This window comes from Flavobacterium tructae (assembly GCF_002217475.1).
Classification (GTDB): domain Bacteria; phylum Bacteroidota; class Bacteroidia; order Flavobacteriales; family Flavobacteriaceae; genus Flavobacterium; species Flavobacterium tructae.
In genome coordinates this window covers 1-26,306 of sequence record NZ_MUHH01000013.1, presented here as the reverse complement: position 1 = coordinate 26,306, position 26,306 = coordinate 1, and the positions used below count along the sequence as shown (strand labels likewise).

At 39.2% G+C, this 26,306-nt stretch carries 13 protein-coding genes and 1 riboswitch; of the genes, 4 read left to right on the top strand and 9 right to left on the bottom strand.

Annotated features, from left to right (window positions below):
• Positions 1-3: 3 nt before the first annotated feature.
• The 8 genes from B0A80_RS03130 to B0A80_RS03095 form a co-directional block, all read right to left on the bottom strand.
• A complete protein-coding gene (locus B0A80_RS03130) occupies positions 4-2,664 on the bottom strand; it encodes a DUF4962 domain-containing protein (protein ID WP_233430697.1) in 2,661 nt (886 codons plus the stop codon).
• Positions 2,665-2,707: 43 nt separating this feature from the next.
• Positions 2,708-4,087 carry a sulfatase family protein gene (locus tag B0A80_RS03125; RefSeq protein WP_089076387.1) on the bottom strand — a complete coding sequence of 460 codons (1,380 nt, stop codon included), beginning with the start codon at positions 4,085-4,087 and terminating at the stop codon, positions 2,708-2,710.
• 432 nt (positions 4,088-4,519) lie between these two features.
• Positions 4,520-5,485, bottom strand: a complete 966-nt coding sequence (locus B0A80_RS03120; RefSeq protein ID WP_089076386.1) for an ROK family protein — start codon at positions 5,483-5,485, stop codon at positions 4,520-4,522.
• Between the two features lie 188 nt (positions 5,486-5,673).
• Positions 5,674-7,560 carry a RagB/SusD family nutrient uptake outer membrane protein gene (locus B0A80_RS03115; RefSeq protein WP_089076385.1) on the bottom strand — a complete coding sequence of 629 codons (1,887 nt, stop codon included), beginning with the start codon at positions 7,558-7,560 and terminating at the stop codon, positions 5,674-5,676.
• 16 nt (positions 7,561-7,576) lie between these two features.
• Positions 7,577-10,729 (bottom strand): SusC/RagA family TonB-linked outer membrane protein, encoded by a 3,153-nt coding sequence (locus B0A80_RS03110; RefSeq protein ID WP_233430696.1) that lies wholly within the window; start codon positions 10,727-10,729, stop codon positions 7,577-7,579.
• 1,380 nt (positions 10,730-12,109) lie between these two features.
• On the bottom strand, positions 12,110-14,092 hold the full coding sequence (hepC, locus tag B0A80_RS03105) for a heparin-sulfate lyase HepC (RefSeq protein ID WP_089076383.1): 1,983 nt from the start codon (positions 14,090-14,092) through the stop codon (positions 12,110-12,112).
• A 39-nt stretch (positions 14,093-14,131) separates the two neighbouring features.
• Complete coding sequence (locus B0A80_RS03100) at positions 14,132-16,912, bottom strand: polysaccharide lyase family 8 super-sandwich domain-containing protein (RefSeq protein ID WP_089076382.1); 2,781 nt, start codon at positions 16,910-16,912, stop codon at positions 14,132-14,134.
• 264 nt (positions 16,913-17,176) lie between these two features.
• Positions 17,177-18,379, bottom strand: a complete 1,203-nt coding sequence (locus tag B0A80_RS03095) for a glycoside hydrolase family 88 protein (protein ID WP_089076381.1) — start codon at positions 18,377-18,379, stop codon at positions 17,177-17,179.
• 628 nt (positions 18,380-19,007) lie between these two features.
• On the opposite strand from B0A80_RS03095, the gene B0A80_RS03090 reads away from it, so the two are divergent.
• Both B0A80_RS03090 and B0A80_RS03085 read left to right on the top strand, forming a co-directional pair.
• On the top strand, positions 19,008-19,664 hold the full coding sequence (locus tag B0A80_RS03090; protein WP_089076380.1) for a helix-turn-helix domain-containing protein: 657 nt from the start codon (positions 19,008-19,010) through the stop codon (positions 19,662-19,664).
• A gap of 96 nt (positions 19,665-19,760) precedes the next feature.
• Complete coding sequence (locus B0A80_RS03085; protein WP_089076379.1) at positions 19,761-21,128, top strand: amidohydrolase; 1,368 nt, start codon at positions 19,761-19,763, stop codon at positions 21,126-21,128.
• Positions 21,129-21,346: 218 nt separating this feature from the next.
• Here the strand turns inward: B0A80_RS03085 and B0A80_RS03080 are convergent, their stop codons facing one another.
• Entirely contained in the window at positions 21,347-22,330 is a 984-nt protein-coding gene (locus B0A80_RS03080) for a beta-ketoacyl-ACP synthase III (RefSeq protein WP_017498004.1), read from the bottom strand.
• Positions 22,331-22,772: 442 nt separating this feature from the next.
• Positions 22,773-22,973: riboswitch (cobalamin riboswitch) on the top strand.
• 115 nt (positions 22,974-23,088) lie between these two features.
• Between B0A80_RS03080 and B0A80_RS03075 the strand changes: the two genes are divergently transcribed.
• The gene (locus B0A80_RS03075) at positions 23,089-25,137 is read left to right on the top strand and encodes a TonB-dependent receptor (RefSeq protein ID WP_089076378.1); all 2,049 of its coding nucleotides are present in this window, start codon (positions 23,089-23,091) and stop codon (positions 25,135-25,137) included.
• Positions 25,134-26,279: a YncE family protein gene (locus B0A80_RS03070; RefSeq protein WP_089076377.1), complete on the top strand. Its 1,146-nt coding sequence runs from the start codon at positions 25,134-25,136 to the stop codon at positions 26,277-26,279. The genes B0A80_RS03075 and B0A80_RS03070 overlap by 4 nt, the downstream gene beginning before the upstream one ends.
• Positions 26,280-26,306 lie beyond the last annotated feature (27 nt).

Sequence of the window (26,306 nt, the reverse complement as noted above, 5' to 3'; positions counted from 1 at the left end):
TACTTATTTTTTAAAATCATATTTTGCGACATCTGGTAACTCGTCGATTACTTCTTGTCGGGTTGGTTGGTTATTGGTTATTTCAACAAGCATTGAGCTTCCGCTGGTTTGGTGCTGATAGGTTTTCTTTCCTAGTTTAAGGGAAGAAGTACCGTAATTAAAGGCCGAATTTAATTTTTCATTTTTAATGTCCAGCATCGGAGCTTCATCACTATTTAATTGTGCAGACAGCTGCCAGTTGCCAAAATTAAGCTGAAGAATTCCATTTTTTAATACGGCGGATTTTATGGTGTCTTTAGCTTTACCATCGATTTGTATGAGGGTCAGAAAACGCATTTTTTTACTGGATACAGAAGTTATTCCGGCATGCCACTGATTTTTGTATTCGAAAACTTTTCCGTCTGCCCCGGTTACTTTGTTCCAGTTTACGGCTGTTTCGGCAAATTGATTGTGTACCTGCATTTTAAGGTTATTATGAGCGAAAACACTGGTATTGACTAAGCCTACATCTGTTTTTACGGTAAAATTCTGTTGTTTATTGTTGACAGTTTTTTGTGATTCGATGGTATAATAAGGTACCTGAAATTGGCTAGTCCATTTTACAGGTTTTTCAGCTTCCAGTTCGTCGTAGATCACCACATAACCTTCTTCTAATTGCAGATAATGTCGACGATAAAGTGTAATATTTCTCTGTCCATATCCATTTGCTTCATTGGGTACGACATTAATTTTTTGAAAACGATCCAGCCAAAATTCATTGGTGACAGGACCGTAAGCTTTTGTCGCATCACCAAGCACATATTGAAGATGTTTTCCCGTAATGAAGCGTGGTGTCCAGCCATAGCCGTCTTCGCCAATTTTCTGTCCGAGACTGTCGGCCAGGATGGTTGAATAGGCTCTAGAACTGCGATAGTCTAAAAGGTTATGACGATCACTAAAATTACTGTAATAGCCAGTACCTCCAAATATGGTTTTGCCTTTGTAGTTAATCGTAAAAGCATTTTGTGAAGCATGACCATGTCCGGAAGAACCCATAGGACAGCTAAAAAAATAACTGCTTAAATTTTTAGAGGAATCTGATAAATTTTCGTGCATGGCAGTCATCCCAACGTCTTGAAACCAACGTGATTTAGGAAGTTCATGAAATGACGATTCCGGCAGATTTTGCTCCGATTTGTAATTTAATAAGCGGTAAAGCAATAAGTCATCTGTTCCTGTAAAATAGTTTGGATAATCTTTTTTAATGGTTGCTACATAAGTATTCAAAAAAGGATTGTTTATTCGATACGTAAGCGCATCGGCAAACCAGGCGTCTATTTTAGCGATATTAGGCTCCTTTTCCCACATATCGCCCATGGCCATGCAGGATGCTGCTGATGGATGCGTGTAAAGCAGAAAATAGGGAAGGTTTTGCATCCAGAGTTGTTGAAAATAATCGATACCACTCAAATCTCCTAATAATTGCGACAGATAAAGAAAGGACCTGAAATTGACTTTAAAATAGCCACTGCCTTCATGCCATCCGCCATCGGTATTGCTTAAAATAGGGAATCGGGCCGACCAGACTTCATAAATATAAGTCAGCCATTTATTGGCTTCAGGCAGTTCATCGACTGTTGCGACCGCGCCTATTGCCAGATTTCGTAACGTAATTTGCCAAATGTGATTGTCGTTGATATTGATTTCAAAGCGATTGGGAAGATGACGGTAAATTCGTTCGCCTCTTAATTTGATAACAGATTTTAAGAATGTTTTTTCATCCGGACTCAGAAATTCAAATCCGGCATCGTAAAACCATCCAATGGCTTCTAATAAGGCACCTCCTGTAAAATCATCACGAGTTGCTAAACCGTCAGGATTCATGTTGGCGAGGTTTATGGCTCGACGTTTGGCATCCAAAATGAATCTTTTGTCTTTGGTCAACTGATAAGCAATACAGAGATTGCGTACAGGATTACCCACCATATCTCCAAAACCGTGGTACATGGCTTCAATGTTGATTTTTTTCTGAAGTTCAGATTTGCCGGTAGTATCAATGTAACGTCTCGGTTTTTCTTCAGGAAGTGGCTCGAGCATTAATTTTTCGGCGTAGGCTATTAATTTTTTAGCTTCAGGATTAGATAGGTTTTTCAGGTAAAATTCGTTACCTGTTTTGTTCATATTCCAAAGTCTCGGATGCTGGCCACTTACACGCTGTAATACCGTACTCGCTGCTGGTGAAATCGGATTGTTTGCGGCTGTTGCATTAACAATAAAGTTATAGGCAGGTGACCAAACCCAATTTGGTGTGTTTTTCTGACGATAGCCGTACTTCCAATACCACATTCCGGATTTCAAAGGCTGATGTAGTGGATATATGGCCCATTCCTGCTCTTCGCCGGTGATTAGGTTTTGTTTAAAATCAGGATCAGAAGCGAGCATCACTTTATAAACTACATCGTGAATTTTTGGATCGATTGCAAAATCATCTCCAATATCTCCCGACAGCACAATTTTTTTTTCGCCATTTGTTCCCGGCCATAACAAAGCCGGTGCATTTGTATTGATGGTTACTCCACTTGCGGGATAAGGCCATTCTCGTAATCTGCCATGTAGTTTTTCAGCTGTCATCTGAATTACCGCCGGCCGTTGGCTATAGAGTTGAAGTGTTAGTACACACAGCAATACGATACATATTTTTCGTTGCAACATCATATTGTTGATTGATTTATAACCCGGATTGAAAAGGGTCTCCGTTTTTTTTGCACCATTCTTTTAAATAGCGGCGCAGGGCGATTAGTTCTTTTTTGTAGGTCTTGTTTACTGCCAGATTGGTGATTTCTCCCGGATCTGTGGTCAGATTGAAAAGCTGTTCTTTTAAATTGCCTTTATTGTAAACGATGTACTTAAAATCTTTAGAAATTACAGCGCGTCCGCTAATGTTTAAAAGTTCTTCGTTATCGGCAAAATCGGTTTCGATAACCAGAGTATCCCGCAGGATTTCGGTTGGATTGGCTATATTTTTACTGATGTCAATTCCTTTCAAATAGGCTGGTTTGGGTACTCCGGTGAAGCCACAAATTGTTGGAATAATGTCAGTACCATTACAAACCAGAAGATCGTCGGTGCGAGGTTTCCATTCGCCTATTTTTGAAATGATGAAAGGTATTTTAGCAGATTCTTCATAAAGTATTTGTTTTTGATTCCAACTATGTCCTGCATAACCGTCACCATGATCGGCCGTAAAAATGATAATCGTGTTTTTTTCGATGTTGTATTTTTTCAGAGAGGCAAGTACCATTTCGATGTAGCCGTCTACTTTTTCAACTAAACGATTGTAGGCCCAGCGGTATTGACGCCATTGATTTGCGGTCCAGTTTACAGTGGGGTAGGTTCTGAAACTTACTTTTTGCTGCTCGCGGACAATTTTAGGTTCATAGTCGGGGATTTTCCAGTTGGTAGGCAATTGCGGACACTGTTCGGCCGGTGGTGCTTTTTCTAATACATCCATTTTTAAATCTTCATCTCGGGCCCATTCACAAATGTCATGCGGATTTAAAAAAGAGGCAACCAAAAGAAAAGGAGTATTTTTGTTTTCTTTAATGAAGCGCGCACAAAAGGAAGGTGTCGCAGCATCATTGTAATCCTGAAAATTGGTGTTTTCGATGTATTCAAAACCATGTTGGCTTTTTTTGGTAGTGGGAACTGGAAGGTGCCATTTGCCTACGTAACCGGTTTTATATCCTCCGTTTTGGAAAATTTTCCCCATCATTAGTAAGTCGTCCGGCCATTGACCGTCTTTTTCAGGAGCGTTACCCACAAAACCGGTTTCAAAAGGCATTTTCCCGCTCATGATGGCCGTACGTGAAGGGGAACATAAAGGCTGAGCACAATAGGCTTTGGTAAAACGGACTCCGTTTTGAGCGAGTTTGTCCATTGCTGGGGTATGGAGGTCTTTGTTTCCTGCAATACTCATCGCATCGGCAGTTTGCTGATCGGTCATGATGATCAGGATATTGGGGCGTGCAGTGGTTTGGGCATTGCCGGAAAAAGGAATAGCCAGTATTCCCAACAAACAAATAAATCCTATGACTTTTTGAAATATCATATCGGCCTGATTTTAATAGATTATGTTTTGCCTTTTAAATTCTTAAATGCAAAAACGAAGTTAATCATCGGGCTTCAATTGGGGTTTTGAATTTGTTCAAAATGCTATTAATTTTAGTTAAAACCTGTAATAATAGGCAATTAGTGAGGTGATTCTTAAAAATATTTGCTAGCAGAGAGGCGAAGCTGCAGAGTTTTTTGCCACAGATTAAATGGATTAAAGTGATGCGTTGTTGATGTGGATTTGCTCGCAGAGACGTAAAGCCGCAAAGTTTTTTGCCACAGATTAAATGGATAAGAGTGATGCGTTGTTGGTGTGGATTTGCTCGCAGAGACGCAAAGGCGGAAAGTTTTTTGCAGTTTGTAGAAAGGCAATCCATTCACACAATCTACCAAGATCTTTGCGACTTTGCGCCTTCGCGAGTATATTCTTTTAGGTAGTGCTGTATTTCAAATCTTTAAACTTTTGAAAAGCATTGGCACAGGCTCCCAGTAATCCTGCTTTGTTGCCTAAATCTGCCGCTACGATGCTGGTATGCGCAAAAGCAATGGGAATAGCAAAGGTTTTGACTCTGTGGGTTAATTCGTCAATATAAAACTGACCTGCTTCGCTGATACCACCTCCAATGATTACTTTTTGCGGACTAAAGATGTTGACAAAATTAACAATTCCGGCAGCCAGGTAATCAAAATGATGCTCCATGGTTTTTATCGCATGATTTTCTCCGGCAAGGTATTTATCGATGATGGTTTTGCCGTCAATATTTTCATCTGCGACAGGATTTTGAGATTGATAGTACTTGATTAAAGCGGTTACGGAAGCGTAGGTTTCCAGGCAGCCTCGTCCACCGCAATTACACGCAATACCATTTTGCTGAATTACGGTATGGCCCAGTTCGCCACCGCGATTTTTGAAACCGCTATACAAGCCTTTATTAATCATAATGGCACCTCCTATTCCGGTACCAATCGTTAGGAAAACGGCATCGGTACTGTCTTTGGCTGCTCCATAAATTAATTCGGCAAGCCCCATTAAGTTGGCATCATTATCAATTACAACATGATGTCCGGTTAGATCCTTTAGAATTTTTCCTAAGGGCAATTGTTCAAAACCGGGTAAGTTTACACCGCCGCCTATGATCACATCATTTTCAATCAGACCCGGAAAACCAATTCCGATACCCACAATGGGTTCTTTTAACTGATCGGTACATTGTGTGATGGCATCGACCATTAAGCGGATAATCTCTTTTTCGGTACGGGCTTCTTTTAAAGAAACTATAAACGAAAATAAAATTTCTCCGAGTTCATTCACAACACCACATTTCAGTGAAGTACCACCAATGTCGATCCCAATTGCGTAGGATTTTGACAGTTGTGTATCATTTTTGGTAACCATATTGTTTTTTATTTTTAGTAGTTTTCTTTTTTGTTACAAACAATTAATGCAGAACAAAGTCCTGCATTAACGGTTATAAACTTATTCATTTCTAAATAATGTTGCATCATTTATTTTTAATAATTTGAGTTTTTCAAAATAAGTGTCATTATTTAGTGGGGTGTGCATGATTTTTAAATACTATTTGCCTAGTACTTTGGATTCTGACGTGTGATGTTTTTGTTTACGTCTGTTTCATTTTGCGGATAAGGGTATAATTCATGTTTTCCGGCCACAAAATTGGTAATTGCAGGGAAGAAATAAGTCGATCGGATTTGTTTGACTGCGGCACTTGTTTCGATCAATTTATCTCCTAAGATTCCCCATCGGATCAAGTCGGCTCTGCGCATTCCTTCGCCCGAAAGTTCCCAGGCTCTTTCCTGCTGAACGGCTTTTAGGAAATTGTCTTTGTTCAGACCTGTTGCTAAACTCATTTCGGCTGTAGTGGGTTTGGTCAAGAGTCTTGCGGTTGCGGTTGCTCCGGTACCTTTCCCGTCTGTACTGGTAATGGTTACGGTAGGAACAGAGGTATAACCATCGCCGGAACGCAGCATTCCAATGGTATTGATTCCTCCGGCTGAAAGGGTGATTACTGCCGCCGCCGCATCAGTACCGCCACCGCCAGTGATTTGTATTAAAACATTGGCCGCATTGGTATATCCGGTTCCTTTTGTTTTTATGTCAACCGCAATTCGGCTTCCCTGTATGTCGGCACCAAAGGCTCTTTTACGAACTTGATTGATGGCATCATAAGCAATGGTATTAGGGCCCTCGTTTAGTTCGTTTTCTACCTCAGCACGCATCAGAAGCAAGTCGGAATAACGCATGATTACCCAATTGATGTGTGTGTAAACTCTTTCTGCAGTTGCATTGGTCTGGTATTCTCTGCTCCATTTACCAACCGTCCATCTTTCGTCCTGATTGGTGGTTAAAAGAGGAAGTTTGTTCCCCAAATTGTTGATGGAGTAGGTGGCAATGGAAAAATCTCTGCGCTGATCGGCCGCATTAAAACTATTGTAAAATGGTTTTGGAACCAAACATCTCGAAATGTTGGATGGATAGAAACCAGCTGCTGTTGCCGGACCGTTGAAGTTTCCTACCCAAGAGGCATTTCCTATGTTTCCCGACGGATTGTAGAATGCAACCTGAAAAATATTCTCAGTAGGTTCTAATACATGCTGACACTGGTTTTTAAATACTTTAGCATAAGATGGGTTTAGCTTATATGGATTTTGAGCTATAACATCGTTAATCTGTTGCTGCGCCAGTTTGTAATAGTCTTTGTAGTTTGAAGGACGTTTCATCGTTCCGTCAGCACCTAAAGAGTATCCTCCGGCAAATAGAGCTACTCTGGCCAGCATGGCTTTGGCTCCCCATTTGTTGATACGTTCGTCTGTAGGCAACTGTTCCGGAAGGAGAAGTGAGGCTTCGGTCATATCTTTGATGATCTGGGTATAAATTTCCTGACGGTCTACAAGTGCTCCTTTCAGATTATCGCCGGATTGAGAACTTTTTGTTTTAAAAGGCACGTCTCCCCATAAACGTACAAGTTCTGAATAATAGAAACCACGCAGAAATTTTGCTTCACCGAGGTAACGGTTCAACTGTTCTTTTTGGGCTGTGTTGCCGTTTGAAAAAAGTTCCATTTGTGGTATTCTTTCGATCACTACGTTGGCTCTGTCTATTCCTTCATACAATTTACTCCAAACGGTGTAGAACATATTCGTTTGAGAAATTCCCTGATAGTGTGCTATGGTTCTCCAGTCGTCGGCACCAATTCCGGTCATTTGTTCAATATCGGTATCGGCATCAAAAACTAAGGAAATGTTCCAGCCATAACTGTCCATTGACGACATGGATTCGTAAACACCAAGGGTGGCCATATTGGCTTCGTTTGCATCAGAGAAAAAGTTAGCAGTGGTAAAGTAAGAATAGGGGGTAACTTCCAGTTCTTTGTCGCAGGAATTAAGCGGTAATAAGAGGCAGGCAATACCGGCTGCTATAAGTGTTTTGCGGGAAAATATATTGTTTTTCATCTTTGTAAACTTTAAATTATAGCGAAATATTTAATCCTGTGATAAACGATTTACTTCTAGGGTAAGCACTAAAATCGACTCCGCGGGTTATGGCATTGTTGAGTACACTAACCTCAGGATCATATCCTGAATATTTGGTGAATACGTACAGATTGTAAGCGGTAAAATAAATTCTCAAATTTGAGATTTTAGATTTTTTAAGCCATTCTTTTGGTAAGGTGTACCCCAGGCTGATGTTGTTGATTCTTAAAAACGAGCCATCCTCAATAATATCGCTGTACAAACGTCCGGTAGCGTTTCCGTTAAAGGCCGGATTGGTTTTGCCAGCGTTAAGGGCAGTCAGTTCGACGGGATCGGTAACACGTTGTCCTGCTGTGTTAATGGTTGTCCATCTGTCAGCATAGATCGCTACGGTGTTTAAATTGTCGAGATTAAGCCTTGAGTTGTTTAGAACGTTGGCATTATAGATATCATTTCCTACCGTAAAATCAAGAAATACACTTAAATCAATTCCTTTGTAGCTAAAGGTATTGTTAAGACCTCCTGTATATTTAGGATTGGCATCTCCAATGGCAGTTCTGTCTAAATCATTAATTACGCCATCCGGTGTACCATTAGGACCGCTGATGTCTTTAAATTTGATAAAGCCAGGCTGTGCAACGATATTGTCGCTTACTACCCCCGGTTTAAGGGTGTAGGTACTAGTTGTGGTATTATAATCAAAATCGTTTACCTGATACAATCCGTCTCTTACATAACCGTACATGACGCCGACCGGTTTTCCAACCTGCAAAATGTAGTCGTTCCGATCGGTATAACTGTTGGTGATCAACGAATTTTCGCCTTCACTCAAACTTAGTACTTTAGTTTTGTTAAAAGCAATGTTGAAAGTTGTACTCCAGTTAAAACTATTGGTTTTTACGTTTACCGTGTTCAGTGTAAATTCGATTCCGCGATTGGAGGTAGCTCCGATGTTTTGAAACTGTTTTTTAAAACCTGAACTTGCGGGAACACGAGTGTTGTACAGTAAATCCTTAGAACGATTTTCGTATAACTCTGTGGTAAGCGCGATCCTTTGTTTGAAAAAACCAATGTCAAAACCAATATTCGTCGATTTTGTAGCCTCCCATTTTAAAAAGGGATTTGGAAGATTGTTCTGAAATGCCGTGATATTCATTTGATTGTTCAAAGGATAAGATCCTGAATTAAAAATACCCAAAGCGGCATAATTGGCAATTCGGTTATTTCCGGCTTCCCCATAACTCAAACGAAGTTTTAAGTCTGAAAATGCAGGTAATTTATCCATAAAAGGTTCTTCGATAATTCTCCAGGCAGCCGAAACAGAAGGAAAGTATCCCCATTGGTTTTCTGTCCCAAATTTAGAAGACCCGTCTGCTCTTAAAGTGGCAGTCAGTAAATACTTGTTTTTGTACGAGTAGTTGGCTCTTCCAAAAAAAGATAATATTTTGTCATCTTCTGCGTAGGTTGTCGGAATTCCGGCAATGGTACCCAGTTGCAATTTATCCCACCCCAGATTAACGTCAGGAAAAGCGGTTGCCGAAGCAGTAATTCCTTCTGCATAATTGTAAATGTATTCCTGTCCGAGAGAGGCGTCAAACTTGTGTTTTTTGCTGAAAGTCTTACTATACGTCAGAACGTTGTTGTAATTTAATCGGGTGCCAATATTGTGCGTCACCCCGCCATTGGCACCACCGCTTCTGATGGCTTGTATACCTCTGGAATCGTTAAAATATTTGCTCTTCATGCTGTTGTCGGTATAACTGATTAATCCGCGATAGATTAAGCTTGGCGTTATGTTGTATTGCAGCTGTAAACTCATGTTGATGGCTCTGGTAATGGCCTCTCTTTTTTGACTGTCGATGGTAATCAACGGACTCTGGAAGGTTGGAGAATCCTGATTGTCCAACGGATCTACGGTTAAGGTTTTAAGATCTTCATCAGATCCTGTTTTTCCAATGGTAGGTCGGTATTGCAATAAATTTTGCAGCATGCTCAAACGTGCATTTCCACCATCGTTTGTTGATAATCCGGTTACTTTTTGATTGGAGTAATTTACAATTGCTGTAACCGTAACCTTTTTACTGATGGAATTGGTTACGTTTAGTTTTGCAATATTTTTTACCGATTCGCTTCCCAGCATAATTCCCTGATCGTTATTCACCGAGTAGAAAGCATTGTATTTGGTATCATTTTCACCACCGCTTATGCTTAACTTGTGGTATTGACTTTCCACGGCATTTCCAAAAACCTCATCCTGCCAGTTGATGCCTTGTCTGTCTTTGTAAAGGCCTTCAAGTTGATCATAAGTTCCAAAAGCACTCACAAACTTCTGCATTCTGGCATCATCAGTTGCTGATTCATAAAGTAATTGGGTGTATTGGTAAGGATTCATCACCGGAATTGTTTTGGCGATAGTCTTAATCCCGGCATAAGTATCGTAACTTAAAGTTAGTTTTCCGCCTTTTGCTTTTTTGGTTGTCACTAAAACTACCCCGTTGGCCCCTTGTGCACCATAGATAGAAGTCGAAGAGGCATCTTTTAAAACGTCGATAGATTCAATATCCATAGGATCTAAAAAGCTTAATCCTCCGGTTTGAGCTACACCGTCAACGACATACAAAGGTTCATTACTTTGGGTAATCGAAGTTCCGCCCCTAATTCTAAGAGAAGGTTCAGATCCGGGTGTACCGTCAGACATGGTAACCTGCATACCGGCAATACGGCCCTGTAATGCCTGTGCCACATTTTGAACCGGAATTTTAGCGAGTTCCTGTCCCTTAACGGAAGAGATAGCTCCCGTAAGATCTTTTCTCGCTTTGGTTCCGTACCCTACTACAACTACCTCATCCAGATTATTGGCGTCATCGAGTAATTTAGTATTGATAAGCGTTCTGTTTTTAACAGGTTCTTCTTTAGTTTTAGTTCCGATGAACGAAAAAACCAAAATAGCATTTGGTTTTACCTTAATTTGATAATCACCGTCCATAGCAGTAACAGTGGTATTTTTGGTTCCTTTTTCAGAAACAGTTGCTCCCGGCATAGGCATATTCTGAGCATCGGTTACCACACCTTTTACGGTAATAATATCCTGCCCGTACATCACTTTGCAGGTGGTAAGCAGCAAAAATAAAAATAGAGTCCTTTTCATAATTTTTTTTAAACCGGAATAAGGGTAACCTTACTTCCTAAATTGATGTTGTATAAGTTGATATCTGGTCTTGCTGGATAATTAGAAATCACTCTTCTGAATCATTTATCTTCTTATTATTGCTTGACCGAAATTCCGAATTACTGTTGTAATAAGTTTGAGATCGACTGCCGTTTGATACTATTGTTTAACCAATCGCTTCATTATTTTTAATGGACGAAAATTATAACAATTTATTAACTGAGGAAATTCGCAGAGGAATTTTCCGCCTGACAATTAAAAATGGATTCTGTAGTTGCTGGTTCATTTTTTTGGAATTGGTCATGTTTTTTTGATTTAATAAAAACAAATATATAAATCGACTATAGAGGACAGTTTTGAAAATGTCCAAATTGCTATTGATTTTGATTAATTGTGCTTTTAAAACTCTTTAAAATCCTTGTGTAATCAGGGTTTTATGGCGTTTTTGAGATTTTGTTTTCAGTATAAAAGTGTTGTTTTTACTGCACTGTTCCGTGATCATTTGTGTTGGGCAAAAGTTAAATTAAATGGAATAGCAGGTTAACGAAAACGATGTAATTTTTACAGAATGTAGGAGGGAAGTAAAGTAGTTTGCTTTCTCTTTTTCAGATAAAACTGATAAAAGTATTGCGAGCATTTATTTTTTGAATAGGAATTGGACGATAGATTCATCGTTATTTAGAAATTGATGGGGAATTTAATCGGAAGCTTTATTTGTTTGTGAAATAGATGCCGCTCCTCTGGAGCTTTACCTGTCGTGCGATTATAAAATTGATATAAATATTTTACTTCTGTGGAACTGTTTTTTCAGGTTAGATTAATGGAGGTGCATTTAAAATAAAGTCCCAGAGGGATTTCATATTTATAAAAAAAAACAATGTCTCATAGGTTAGAACTCCAGCGGGCCGGTAATTTTTATATGTGCCATTCCTACGGAATTCAAATGTTGTGTTCCTTTTACATTCAACGGATTAAAATCCATTGCTACAATATGAGTCGTTTCTTCTGAACTATTGAAAAAGAGCCTTTGGCTCGGTCTATTTTGTAGGGATGGATTTTAATCCATTTAAAAATAATTTCGCACCGAATATTTGAATTCCGTAGGAATGGCACATATTATCCGGTAATCATGGTGTCAAAACATAAAGCCCCGGAGGGGCTTCATATTTGTAGAAAACAGTATCCCCAACGCTAGAACCCCACCGGGGTGGCAGATTATGACGGATGAAATAGGAATGAAAAAACAGATAAAAAAGTGGGGAAGAAGGAATTATCCAGTAATTAGTAGGTCCCAAAAAAAGGCGCCTAAAATTTAGACGCCTTTACAATACATAATATTTTGAAAGGAATTAGAAAAGCTTAATCATTCAGATTTGTTTTTACCTCACTTTTTTTACCATCAATTTGTAAACTCAAATCAATAATTCCTTTTTCGAAATCATTAGCCTTATTCATCTTAATACTGATCTCCGGAGCTTTAGTTCCATCATATGGATAAACTACCGTAATAAAACTTTGTGCTGCAGCAGTAGTTTTCGGCTTTTCAAAAACAAAAGCAGGGCGTGCAATTTCTTTGGCGTACTGATAGGAAACTTTACCGTCTTCTTCATTTAATGTCACTTTATCGGTATTTAAAGATTGTATCAAAAGATTGTTGCCATCTTCGTAAGTGGTTGTAATGCTATTGTTCGTTTTATTGAAAACCGGTTTGCTGTCTTCTTTTAATTGAAAGTGAACTCCTAAGTTTCCGGTAGCTTTCCCAATTGCTTTATCAAGAATTATAAAGTACTTCTGATCTATAAAAAGAATGGTACGCTGATGATTTAAGTCAGAATAACTAGGATTGGTATAGGTCAATTGGTCTAAGTTTTTAGAGGTACTCCATTTGTTTTCTTTGGCTTTGGTAATGATCATGTTCTGATTGTCAAGTGTCAACGTGCTGTGTACTCTGGTTTGACGGTACCAATTTCTCATTTTGGTTACCTCAGCATCACCACTGTAAATGTAGCAGCCTGTATCTGGTGTAAAATTGCGTCCTTTTACCCAAAGTTCAAATGTACCATTGTCCGGCTGTGCATGGAATTCGGCCGGCGGACCCGCTTTAACAATCATGACGGTTGATTTATCGTTCCATCCGTTTCTAAAAGCATAAAAACCTCCGTCTGATAAGCCATGGGATTCATAATTAGGTAATTGTCCTTCAGCACCAGCCGTACCCAAATATTTCAAGAGCCCGTTTTCAGGAAACATTTTTGACCAATTTAGAAATTGTTTTATTCTGCCATTTTTATCAAAAGTCCAGGAGTCGCCAAACATCGGTGTACTGTAATCCGGAAAAGAAATATTGGCTGTTGCGACCATCATTTTTTCGATTGTTTTGGAGTAGGTTTCCGGAAATTCTTTTGCTACACCCGCCATTTTAGCCGAGTTGTAGGCTTTTAAAAAGATTTCGATACAGGCAACATGATAAATAGGTGAAAGTTCCCATTGGACACCATCAGGGAGTACTTGTAATTTTATTTCGCGATTGAGTATTTCGATGCCGCTTTTACGCCATTCTTCTGCTGCTTTGAGTTCCGGGAAAAAGGCTCCTGCACTCAGGATACGTTGTGCTTCAAACAATAAATGATTACCTTCTTTACTGTAATTCTTAGGAATATAGGCAGTTTGTTTGGAGAAGCTGTTTAAGAATTCCATCAAAAAAGCGGGTGTGAAATTCGATGAAACTACAAACAGGTTGAAGGTTCCCGGAAGGCTCTGTATACGCTCTGATACTTCTAACGGACGCCAGGCAAATTGGTCATTTTCTTTCGAACGCCCTAAAACGTTTTTTCTCTCCCAATCGCGAAACTGGGAAACCCATTCTTTGACATATTTTTCATCGCCGCTGCTTCTGTAGGCCATTCCCATAGGTTGCCACCAGGTTACACGATGCAGCTGCCAACGTACTTCATTGTCTTTTACAGGCCAATAATCCCAGTTAATATCGGTTCCGTAATCAAAATAACCATAGCCTTTATGAGGCTGAAACTGATGTAACAAAGCATTGTCAGCTTTTAACTGATTGGCTTTTCCGATATCTTTTCCTCTAAATCGGGTTTCATCGCCCACATTAAAATCAGGGTTTTTGATTTTTCTTCGCTCGCGGTAATAATTGAGCAACGCTCTGGCAGCTTCGTCATATTTACCGGAAGTAAAAAGCTGGTTTACATTCTCTAAACCCGGATAGTGAAGGTTGACAACATCAAAACTTTCTTTTGTCAGTTGTTTTTCCTGCGCATGAGTAAAATAAGCGGTGGTAAATAGGAGGAGTAAGATTATTGTTTTTTTAAGGTTTTTCATTAGTATGTAGTTATTGTTTTTTAAAATTTAGTTGATTGTTTATCGTTTTATTAATTTGACGGTTTTCTTTTGTTTGCCCTGACGTATTTCGGCAAAGTATATTCCGGGAGTCCAGTCACTGCCCAGAACAATAGTTTGCCCATAGTCTGATTTTAGGATGTTGACACGTTTTCCTAAAGTGTCGAACACATTTACAAAAATAGTCTCTCCGGCTTCACCTGTAACATTGATTTTAAAATCGGATTGGGAAGGGTTGGGAGCAACAATTACGACTAAATCTGAAGCTTGCCCCGTCGGATCATGAATACCCAATGTGGATGATTTTACAAGTTCGGTTTGAATTGTAAGTCCGTTAATGGTAGCAAAAGTAACTTCTGTATTAGCGCCATTGATAGAGGTGGTTATATTTGAAGCTGGTGCGGCCAATTCCCAGTGGCCGGCAAGGGTTAATTTTACAGGATCTGTTTGTGCCACTCTGTTTAAAATGGAGTTCTGGCTGCTAATCTGGCTCCAAGTGTAGGTTTCATTAGAAGCCAGCAACCCTAAGTTTGGGTTGGTCAGACTGACTTTTAATCGGTTTCCGTTGTCTGTTTTTTGAGTCATCACAGCCGCCGGTTTGTTTACACTTACCACTGCATCATAAGTAAATACGGTTGATGGAGTAAAAATAACATAACCAAATATGGCATCCGGCAGGTATTGTACAATATGTGCCTGACTGTTTTGATGGTAAATTTTAAAGTAAGAAGTAAAATTAGCAGCCAGTTGTTGTGTAACGGTCTGTCCGCCCTGCAATACGACCGCATATTGAAATTTGGCTGAAACAGGGGCAGTACCATGATTGATAAAGGCACTAGTAAAGTTACCCGAAGTATTAGCGCTATTGCTGTTGTTGCGGGAGTTTTGCTCCAATCGGTTAATGGTTATGGCATCAGTATTACTTGAATTTCCGGGAACTACGTAGCCATTGCCTAAAGCATCTGTCGCCCAAAAAGTTCCTGTTTGGGTAAGTGTATAAGTATTGCCTGTAGTGGCCGTACCGTTCACATAAGTTGCTGTTGCTGTATTGGCTAGTGCTGTTTGAAACAAAGTAGTATGAATAGGGTAGGTTCCGTTAGTGTCTCTAATATTAGAACCTAGACAGAGAATCATATTTTTGAAGAAAAAATTAGACTTCAAAGCCGTCATTCCGGTAGCCGAATTATAATCTTTATAATCCATACCAAAAACACCGTTGTTGTCTAAAGAACCAACCGTCAGAAATGATTTTCCGTTCATTTCCCTCATAGTGCCTGTTTCAAGTATGTTTAACGGAAGGTAGGCAACCGTTGTTCCGGGAAGATGCGACCAATCCCAGCCATTTTCAGAATAACCGTTTGAAGCTCGGGTCACAGGAGCACCGGTGGTCAGCAATTCCATAGCGCCTGCAGAGGTGTATCTGCCAAAAACATTTTCTGTGGCCGAATCCTCGAAATGCCAAATGTGTTTACTGGTTCCTTTTATGCTTGTCTGAAAGCCATTGTATTTGTGAACGCTCAATCCGGCAAAGGGAAAATTAAATTGCCCTTGGGTTATTTCCGGAAGCGGACTAAGTCCCGAATTTAAAGTCTGCAGTATGTCCATAACACCGCCTGGTGTATAGACCAATGTGATCGATAGGGCATTTTGTCTCAGTAAATTAGTATTAGCGGTTGCTGAAAGGTTCCAAAGACGGACAAATTCTCTTCCTGCTTCCAGATTGGCTACAGGATCAGCTACATATAAAAATGCCAGTGCAGGTCGTAAGTCGTTTAGCGCATCAGTGTTGGTGAAGAATCTTCCGGCGAGTCCTAAAGGCATTTCAAAACCTTTACTGAATTTGCTGTAGTTTAAAATGGCATTTTTTAAGTTGCTTTGTGCTTCGGCATTTAATTCATAGGAGGTGTTTTTCAGCATCATATTCATAATCGAAGATTGTTGCAGCGCTTCTACTCCGTAGGAATTCGAATAAGCACCTCTGTGATGATAGGTAATAAAATCAGGTTTAATACAATCGTTCCAGCCATTGCTTATTTGGAGTGCATTGTCAATAAAACGTTTCAGAAAATCCATATCTGTAACTTTTGTAGTTGAAGCATCGTCCTGAGCCAATACATAACAAAATCGTTGCTGGATGGAAGAACGAATAATATCAGAATTGAAACCGGGATTGGTGAAATTGAAATTAGGATAATCCGGAGAAATAAAAGCCGTTAAGCTTTTCAGTGCTCCGAGATGATGTGTAAATTCTCCGGCAGCAACTAACTCGTCTTTCATCAAAAAAACGGAAGTTGCATATCCTGAGGAGCGCAAACATATCCCGTGACCGCTGGTAATCACTTCTTCGGTGGCAGGAATGGAGAGATAAGCAAAATTAGTAGTACTGCTGATGCCTTTAGCTTTCATATAGTTGAAAAGTGCTAAAATAGAATCTCGCAATGCAGGACTGTGATAATCGGGATTAGGACTGGCAGCTGACCCTTTTAATTGGTACAAAAAGACTAAGCGGATTAGTTTTTGTTCGACCAAAACCTGATACGCAGTCTGATCGGCACTGATAGTAAAATTCCATGCCGGACCAGGATTGGCAAAATCGTATGCCGAGAGGTTTTTAGCAGCTATGCCATTGCTCAGAAAACGGCTGTATCTTTCGTTGACTTCTGTTTTAGAATAATCGAGATTCTCCCCTGTGAGCCAGTTTCGATATTTGACGGCAATCTCGTTTACAACACTCAGCTGAGCGTACGAGAAGTTAAAAACGAAGGCTATTAGCCCGACGGATAAAAGTAATTTTTTGTGCATAAGAGTGGTTATTAATAGATTAGTGGTTAGTAATTTATTGTATTCTTAGCAACTAACCCGCAAAACTTCCAACGGTTAGAATCGGAGGTTTTGCGGGCTTGTAATGAAGTTATTTGGTTAGGAATTACGCTGAGAAAATACTTCCGCGAGTAATTTTCGGCAAACTGTTAATTGTTCGGTCGAGTATTTTTTTGTAATTTCTAGAGTAAAGAACTTCCTGTTTTATTTTTTTCGCAGACAGCGTATTGCACGAACTGTTTACTTTTAGATTTCTATTTTTTTAAGAGATGCGTATCTTTTTAAAGCTTCTAGATAATAATAATCTGCATAGTCAAGTGGTGTATCAATTTCTGAATTGTATAAAAAGGCACCGACGCTGTGTTTCAGTAAAAAATAATTGTTTTCACCCGATTTTGCGAGGTAAGCATCAGACGATAAGGATTTTAAAATGGCTTCGGCATAGTTGGCATATTTTTTTCCATCCTTAACCTGAGTACTTAAATCAAGCAATGCTGAGGCGATTACAGCTGCTGCCGAAGCATCTCTGGGAGCAAGTTCAGCAGTATCCATAGCGTTGTGCACATCAAAATCCCAAACCGGTATTTTGTCTTTTGGCATACGCGGATGATTCATTATAAAGGCAGCAATATTTTCGGCCTGTTGTAAAAACTTCGGGTTTTTAGTATTGGCATAACACATCGTATATCCGTACAATCCCCAGGCCTGACCTCGTGCCCATGCCGATTCGTCGGTAACACCCTGATGCGTTCCTTTACGTAATACTTTGCCTGTTTTCGGATCATAATCAACCAAATGGTAGGAACTGAAATCTTTTCTAAAATGGTTTTTTATAGTCGTCAGCGCGTGCGTATTGGCAGCGGTGGCATATTCAGGTTTGTTAAAGGCGCTGGCACTCCAATACAAATATTCAAGGTTCATCATATTATCGATAATCACCGGATAATGCAACCACTCGAAATCCCAGGAACGAATAGCTCCAACTGCTGGATTAAATCGGGCATAAAGATTTGCTGCTCCGTCAGCCAGTGCCGGAAGATAAGTTTTGTCTCCCGTAATTCTGTAAGCATTTCCATAAGAACAGTAGAGCATAAAACCTACATCATGTGTGTTTTTTATATTTCGGATGGAATCTAAAGCAAGCGTAAACTTTTTAGCCTCATCCGCCAGAGCTTTATCCCCGGTGAGTTCATAGCCATACCACAAACTTCCCGGAAAAAAACCGGTAGTCCAGTCTGTTAAACCGGCCAATCTCACCGTTCCGTCAGGATTTACAGAACGCGGATTTTTCCCCGGTTTATAAGTCTGTGCCGCTTTGTTTAGCTGGAAGCGAATGGTTTCGGTTGTTTTTTTAAACCAAACCAAAGATGGATCTTCGGGTTTGAGATTGGCAAAGGAGTTTATGGTAATAGCAAAGACTGCTACTAATAAGCCTAGGTTTTTTTTCATTGTTTACTCTTTTAGATTTATGATCTGTTTGTTCTAATGCTTTGATAGAGCGAAGTTAGATTTGAGATTCAAAATCGTCTTTCAGTTTTTATCATAAAACTTTCAAATTTGTGTAAAGAGTCTGTTTTTTACAGAATTAATGAAGGTTTTGAGCTGCTCGGTTTAGGCGACTGAGTAAAAGGTGATTTTGAATTTTATCAAAGCCATAAAAAATAGGTTTATAGGTGTTGAAGCATTAGCCACAGATTAATGGATTAAAATGATTAGCGAAAATCTGCTAACCTGAGGGATAGCAAACGGGCAGAGCAATCGCCTGAATCTGCCGAATTTGCGTGAAAAAAAATAAGCACAACAGTTTACCTATCGATTAATTACATAATTTTGAAAATAGCTAACCAACACGATCAATTCCTTTGAGCAAAAATGCGATACCCACTTTGTCTGTTTTAAATATACTTGGCGAGCAAACGTTTGGTATCACCCTGTTTCGGCATAGTGTAAAAGGGCGTAACGAATTCGAGCAGCCTCATAAACACGATTTCTACCTTGTTTTTTTGTAGAGAACGGTTCCGGATTTCATAGTGTAGATTTTAAACAAACGAGAGTAGAAGATTATCAGATTCATTTTGTGGGAGCGGGACAGGTGCATAATTGGTCGCTTGATGTCAATACTAATGGTTTCCAGCTGATGATATCTCCTGCGATCATGACGGTTTTTTCTAATTTGTCGCAGCTGCCTTTTTTCGGACAGAGTTCACCCTTCTGCCTTTCCCTGGATAAGAATGGATTTCAGAATGTTAAAAGCCAGTTGGAGGAAATAGAATCAGATTTAGTTAAAGACGATCTATTGACCAAAGAAATAGTGCTGTTGAGATTGCATCTGCTGTTTAAATTATTGCAAAAAGATTACGTTTTGCAATTTCCGGATCATGATGTTGCGGCCAAATCAGAAAAAATTATAAAAAAGTTCAAGACACTGATTGAAGATCACTTTACAACAGAATTCTCCGTAAATTTTTACGCCGGAGAGTTGAATGTGACCTCTAATTATCTGAATATTCTCTCCCAAAAATTCCTGAACAAATCGGCTGGCGATGTTATAAAAGAAAGAACCATTCTGGAAGCCAAACGATTGTTGATTAGTACTGATTTGTCGGTAAAAGAAATTGCTTATCAGTTAGGATTTAGCGATAATGGCTATTTTGCCAAAGTATTTAAAAAGTATATCGGAATAACACCGACAGATTTTAAGGAAAATTATAATCTGTACCATTCTTATCATTAATCTTCCTGCTCCGGTTTTAAAAAATTAAGTGAATTTTGCAGTTCACCATTATTTTTTGAGAGCTAATTTCTCAGGAATATATCACACTATTAACCGATGAGCGACAACAAAATAAACCGAAAGCAATTTTTAAGAATGGGAGCCGCAGCAACTGGAGCCGCATTGTTTTCCGGAATAAGCAATACTGCAATGGCACATTCTATTGAGGAACCGGAGTATATTGCGACCAGTATGAAAGAATATATTTTAATCAATGTAAGACTGGAAGACGGTTTTGAGTATAATGAAAAGAAAGAAGTAATTGCGACCAAAACCAATTTGTTTAATGTACATATTGCAGATGGGAAGATTAAAAATATTACAACCGACAAACCCGATGGTAAACTAAAAAAAGTTGACGCCAAAGGTCTTTTGATGCTTCCGGGATTGCGTGACATGCACATCCATATTGATAAAACTTTTTACGGCGGAAAATGGAATGCCGCTCCCAGAAAAGGATTTACGGTAAAAGATATGATTACGCTGGAACAGAAAATTATTCCGGATTTGCTTGTCGATTCTCAGTACAAAGCAGAGCAGGCTATTCAGTTGATGAAAAGTCAGGGGAGCTATTTTGCCCGTTGCCAGTGTAATATTGATCCTGTGAGCGGGTTAAAAAGTCTGGAGCATTTGTTGAAGGCTTTAGAGAATAATAAAGACAGTTTTGGATGGGAGATTGTGGCTTTTCCGCAGCACGGAATTTTATATTCGCAATCAGAACCTTTACTGAGAGAAGCCGCAAAAATGGGGGTAGATTTTATTGGCGGTCTTGACCCTACAACGGTTGATGGAAATATGGAGAAATCGCTTGATACCATGTTTCAGATTGCAATAGACCACAATAAAGGAATCGATATTCATTTGCACGAATCGCCACCTTCAGGAAAATCAGCCATAGAATACATTATCAAAAAAACTGAAGAGAACAAACAATTACAAGGAAAAACCTATATCAGCCATGGTTTTGCATTGGCCAGAATGGATCCGAAAGATTTAGAGGGAATAGCCGAAAAAATGGGAGCACTTGGAATAGGAGTTATTTCGACTGTGCCGATCGGAAAAACCATCATGCCCATTCCGACTTTAAAGAAGTATGGCGTGAAACTGATGACGGGTACTGACAGTATTGTAGACCACTGGATGCCTTTTGGAACCTGTGATATGCTGGAAAAAGCAAAATTATGTGCACAGCTTTATGGCTGGACAGACGAGTACAATTTGAGTCGTGCTTTGCATATCGCCACCACAAACGAGGTGTTGCCGCTTAACGATGCAGGTGTACGCGTATGGCCGGCAGCGGGGGATGATGCCCATTTTATTTTGGTAAAAGCAAGCTGTTCTGCCGAAGCGGTAGCTCGTTTGCCAAAAAGAGAAGGCGTGTTTTTTAAGGGTAAAATGATAGCAGGACAGATGACCGGTTTGTAAAAAACTTGAAATTATATTTCTTACCGTCAATAAGCTGACCAGAACAGATGCAGTTGCCTGCGAAAGAATAATGGTTTGGATTTTATATTTAATCTGAATTACAAACAAAAAAACAATCAGTACCTTTTGTCCTGATTGTTTTTTTATTTGAAATCGATATTGAATTTATGATGAGTTACCTCAGCATAAGAATTTAGCGTAATTTTTTTATATACTATTTACCATTTGATGTACATACTGCCCCAGGAGAATCCTGCTCCAAAAGCCGTAATAACAAGATTATCTCCTTTTTTGAAATCGTTTTTGAAATCCCAAAGACATAACGGGATGGTTGCCGCTGTAGTGTTACCGTATCTTTGAATGTTTACTTTAAACTTCTCAATAGGAATACCAACTTCTTCACTTACTGCCTGAATAATTCTTAAGTTAGCCTGATGAGGGATTACCCAGTCTACCATCTCCGGAGTCAATGAAGCTTTTTCCATTAGTTCTTTCGAAGTACCGCTCATGTTTCTCACAGCGTGTTTAAAAACGGTTCTTCCTTCCTGATGTACAAAGTGCTGTTTGTTTTGAATGGTTTCTTCTGTTGTTGCCAAAAGAGAACCTCCGGCACGTACAGAAAGGAATTCAGCTCCTGTTCCGTCTGTTCTGAAAATATTTTGATGAATACCACGACCGTCTGTAGTAGGTTGTAAAAGTACAGCACCAGCGCCGTCGCCAAATAAAATACAGCTGTTTCGGTCTTCGTAATTAACGATCGAACTCATTTTATCGGCACCAACTACGATAACATTTTTGTATCTGCCGCTTTCAATAAAGCTTGCACCTACCGAAAGTGCGTATAAAAAACCACTGCAGGCAGCGTTAAGGTCAAATCCCCAGGCGCTTTTCAATCCAGCTTTTTCGCATACCAAACTGGCAGCGGGAGTAAGAATATGATCTGGTGTTGATGTTGCGAGTATTAAACAATCAATATCCAGAGGATTTATATCATAATTTTTTATTAAATCTTTAATGGCGAAAGAAGCCATATCTGAGGTTGCCAGTGCAGGGTCATCCAATATTCTTCTTTCTTTTATGCCTGTTCGAGAGGTAATCCACTCATCTGTTGTATCTATTCTTTTTTCTAAATCAGTATTGCTTAAAACCGTTTCCGGTACATATCCTCCAATAGCAATAATGGAAGCCTTTGTTGTATTCATTGAATTTTTTGTTTCTCTTTTAGTGTTCTTTTAATTTTGACTTTCGGCCCAAAACCTTTCTCCAGTCCATTTTACAAGAGTTTTTCGAAGAATATGTAGTACGAGGGGCATCTTCATTTACAGGGGCGCAATTTAACAAATATAAAGACGCAAAAATCTCGGGATTTGTTAATTTACTTTTAATATTTCTGTTTCACTTCATTATTAATAAAATCAATTCCTGTTTTGAATGATTTTGTTTCAGTTCTTCAATGTTTATAAAAAAGCAATCCAACTGAACTTGTTATTGGTCGCAAAAATGCTTTTTTGTTACGGTTAGGTTTAAAAAAGTGAAGAATGTTTAAGATAGCATTCTTTTAATGAATGAATGAGATTTGGTCTCATTCATTGTCAAAAGTGTAATATGAACTAATTAACTCTTGTTTTTATAAAGATAATTCTATCTTTACGGCCAGATTAAGGTCTGTTTTTTCTTTAGAGAAAACAGTTAAAAGGGAATCAGGTGTAAATCCTGAACAGACCCGCTACTGTAAGTTCTGTAAAAGTCTTTAACGTTACTCATGCCATTGTCCCGCTTTGCGGGATGAGAAGGCAGTTTAAAGATGGAACAAGTCAGGAGACCTGCCGGAATCACATAGTTTAAGACTTTCGTGGAATAAAGTTGAACAACAATAAACGGACCTGTTATTTTGTAACGGGATCCTGCCTTATTGCTTTTTTGACGATCATATCCCGAAGTTTATTTAATTAAATCAGTGATGTGTAAGACCAGAAAATTACTTTTATTTCTTTTCGTATTGTTAGCTCCCGTCGTACTTCGCTCGCAGACTACTAAGGACAGTCTGAGGGTTTTGAAAGAAGTACTGTTAAAAGCAAAACCTTATCAGGAAGTGATTCCCGTACAAAGCCTCTCAGGAGTACTGCTAGAAAACTTAGCCAGCCACAATGTTGCCGATGCACTTCGTTATTTTGCCGGAGTACAAATCAAGGACTATGGTGGTTTGGGCGGACTTAAAACGGTGGATGTACGCAACATGGGAACGCATCACGTGGGTGTTTTTTACGACGGAATTCAGTTAGGAAATGCACAGAACGGAGTTACAGATTTAGGAAAATACTCTCTCGATGATATGGAATCTCTCACCATGTATAATGGTCAGAAGAGTGAAATATTTCAGTCGGCTAAAGATTTTGCGGCAGCTTCTACTATTTATTTGCGCACCAAACGGCCTGTTTTTGAGAATAACAAAAAGACCAATTTCTTACTGCGATATAAAACCATATCTATCAATTACAATGACCTTTCTTTTAGATTGGAGCAGAAGTTAAGTGATAAGGTAAGCTGGAGTGCCAGTTCTGAATACATAAAATCTAATGGCGAATACAAATTCAGATACAAAAGAAACAATCTCGATGGTACTGTGGCTTATGATACCTCAGCCACGAGACACAATAGTGATATAGAAGCATTTCGTTTTGAGTCTGGTCTGTATGGAAAAATGAAGAACGGCACTTGGGATGCGAAAGTGTATTATTACGGTTCCGAAAGAGGAGCACCGGGAGCTATTGTAGAAAATAAGTTTTCGGATGGTTTTAGACAGTACGACAAGAATTTTTTTGCACAGGGTACTTTTATAAAAGATCTTAGCGAAAGATATAAATTTCAGGCTAAGGCAAAATATGCTTATGATTATACTCATTATGTAGCCAGAGACACCACCAGTGTACTGGGTGAAGTGGTTACCGAAGGCGCTCAATCTGACGATAGTTATTACCAACAGGAATATTATTTTTCAGCAGTCAATCTGTACAAGATTTTACCCACTTGGGACGTTTCGTTGTCAACTGATTTTCAGTACAACCGCCTTAATGCAACCAGAAAAGGGATAAAGACCCTGTTCTCTTATCCGGAGCGCTACACCGCTTTGTTTGCCCTGGCAAGTTCCTACAGACTGGATGGCTTTAAAGTTCTGGGCAGCGTTGTAGGAACGCACGTGCAGGAAGAAGTACGTTACAATGCCAAAGCTCCTGATAAAACAGAATTTACTCCTGCTATATTTTTGGGTTACACTCCTTTTAAAGCCTATGATTTTAATGTAAGAGCTTTTGCGAAACGTATGTTCCGAATGCCCACTTTTAATGATTTGTATTATACGATGGTCGGTTCCAGTACCTTAAGGCCCGAGTACATGAATCAATATGACCTTGGATTTACCTACAATATACCCGTGGAGAAAGGTTTTCTGGATCAGTTTTCTCTTCAGGTCGATGGATATTATACCAATACTAAAGATAAAATAATTGCCGCTCCAACCGGAAATTTATTCCGCTGGATGATGACTAATATCGGGCAGGTGAAAGGAAAAGGAATAGAGTCGGCTGTGGATATGAAAATGCATTTCGGCAAAGTAAATCTGACTACTCATTTAACCTATACGTATTCGGAGAGTCGAGATTACACCAAGTTTGCCGGTTTGGAATTATCCTCTTACGGAGATCAGATTCCTTACACACCCTGGCACAGCGGATCCGGAATATTAAATGCAGATTATAAGTCATGGAATTTTAACTACAGTTTTATATATGTAGGAAAACGCTACAACGGAAATGTAAACAATATCAAAATTAATGAAGTACAGCCTTGGTACACCCATGATTTGGCGGTTCAGAAAATGTTCTCTTTTCATCAGTATAAAATAAAAGGAACGATCGAATTGAACAATGCCCTGAATCAGCAGTACGAAGTGATTTATAACTATCCGATGCCGGGCCGTACTTTAAAATTTATAATCAGTATTGCACTATGAAAAAGAGAAGTACCCGATTCCTGCTTAGTTTATTTGTTGCTCTTCTTTTGGTTTCCTGTAGAGAAGAAGAAACTATTTTTCCCTCTTCAGATAAAAGTGTAGCCGCACCCAGAAGCGATGGCAACATAGAAGGATTTTATCTTTTAAACGAAGGTAATATGGGAATGAACCGCGCCAGTATTGACGTGTTCAATTACAGAACCGGGAATTATACCACTGATATTTATTCCGAACGCAATCCAACAGTGGTAAAAGAACTGGGTGACGTAGGTAACGACATAAAAATTTACGGGAATAAAGTGTATGCGGTTATCAACTGCTCCAATAAGGTTGAGGTAATCGACAAATGGTCCGCAAAACGAATCAAAAAAATAGACATTCCGAATTGCCGATATGTCACTTTCTACAAAAATAAAGCCTACGTAAGTTCGTATTCAGGCCCTGTTGCCATTGACCCAAATGCCGAAATTGGATTTGTAGCCGAAATAGATACGACATCCTTAGAAATAAAACGCAAAGTGACCGTTGGTTATCAGCCGGAACAAATGGTGGTACATAACGGAAAATTGTATGTAGCCAATTCAGGAGGTTACAAAGTACCTAATTATGACCGTACCGTATCCGTTATCGATCTTGAAACTTTTACCGAAATAAAAAAGATAGATGTGGGGATTAATCTTCATAGCATGCAGGTAGACAGCAGGGGGGATATTTATGTGAGTTCCAGAGGTGATTATTACAACACACCGTCTAATCTTTTTGTGATTGACACGAAGACGGATGAAAAGAAAATGCAGCTTGATATTCCCGTTTCGGCAACCTGTCTGGTTGATGATTTGCTCTATTATTACAGTGTTTCATGGAGCTATCTGACCAACAGTAATAAGGTTACGTACGGAATATTAGATACAAAGACTAAAAAAGTGATTAACGATAAAATAATTACAGACGGTACTGATAAGCATATCATGATTCCTTACGGTTTACAGGTAAATCCCGAAACGAAAGAAATATACATTACCGATGCCCAAAATTATGTAGTAACAGGCTATATCTACTGTTTTACTCCCGAAGGAAAACTAAAATGGAAAACTACGGCAGGTAATATTCCGGCGCATATTGCTTTTATAACTAAAAAGTGAAATGTAAAGAGTAAAGAGTAAAGAGTA

Excerpts from the sequence above, each read along its gene's own strand:
- B0A80_RS03125 (WP_089076387.1), bottom strand. The coding sequence starts at position 4,087 with ATGATATTTCAAAAAGTCATAGGATTTATTTGTTTGTTGGGAATACTG.
- B0A80_RS03120 (WP_089076386.1), bottom strand. The coding sequence starts at position 5,485 with ATGGTTACCAAAAATGATACACAACTGTCAAAATCCTACGCAATTGGG.
- B0A80_RS03115 (WP_089076385.1), bottom strand. The coding sequence starts at position 7,560 with ATGAAAAACAATATATTTTCCCGCAAAACACTTATAGCAGCCGGTATT.
- B0A80_RS03110 (WP_233430696.1), bottom strand. The coding sequence starts at position 10,729 with ATGAAAAGGACTCTATTTTTATTTTTGCTGCTTACCACCTGCAAAGTG.
- hepC (WP_089076383.1), bottom strand. The coding sequence starts at position 14,092 with ATGAAAAACCTTAAAAAAACAATAATCTTACTCCTCCTATTTACCACC.
- B0A80_RS03100 (WP_089076382.1), bottom strand. The coding sequence starts at position 16,912 with ATGCACAAAAAATTACTTTTATCCGTCGGGCTAATAGCCTTCGTTTTT.
- B0A80_RS03095 (WP_089076381.1), bottom strand. The coding sequence starts at position 18,379 with ATGAAAAAAAACCTAGGCTTATTAGTAGCAGTCTTTGCTATTACCATA.
- B0A80_RS03085 (WP_089076379.1), top strand. The coding sequence starts at position 19,761 with ATGAGCGACAACAAAATAAACCGAAAGCAATTTTTAAGAATGGGAGCC.
- B0A80_RS03080 (WP_017498004.1), bottom strand. The coding sequence starts at position 22,330 with ATGAATACAACAAAGGCTTCCATTATTGCTATTGGAGGATATGTACCG.
- B0A80_RS03075 (WP_089076378.1), top strand. The coding sequence starts at position 23,089 with ATGTGTAAGACCAGAAAATTACTTTTATTTCTTTTCGTATTGTTAGCT.
- B0A80_RS03070 (WP_089076377.1), top strand. The coding sequence starts at position 25,134 with ATGAAAAAGAGAAGTACCCGATTCCTGCTTAGTTTATTTGTTGCTCTT.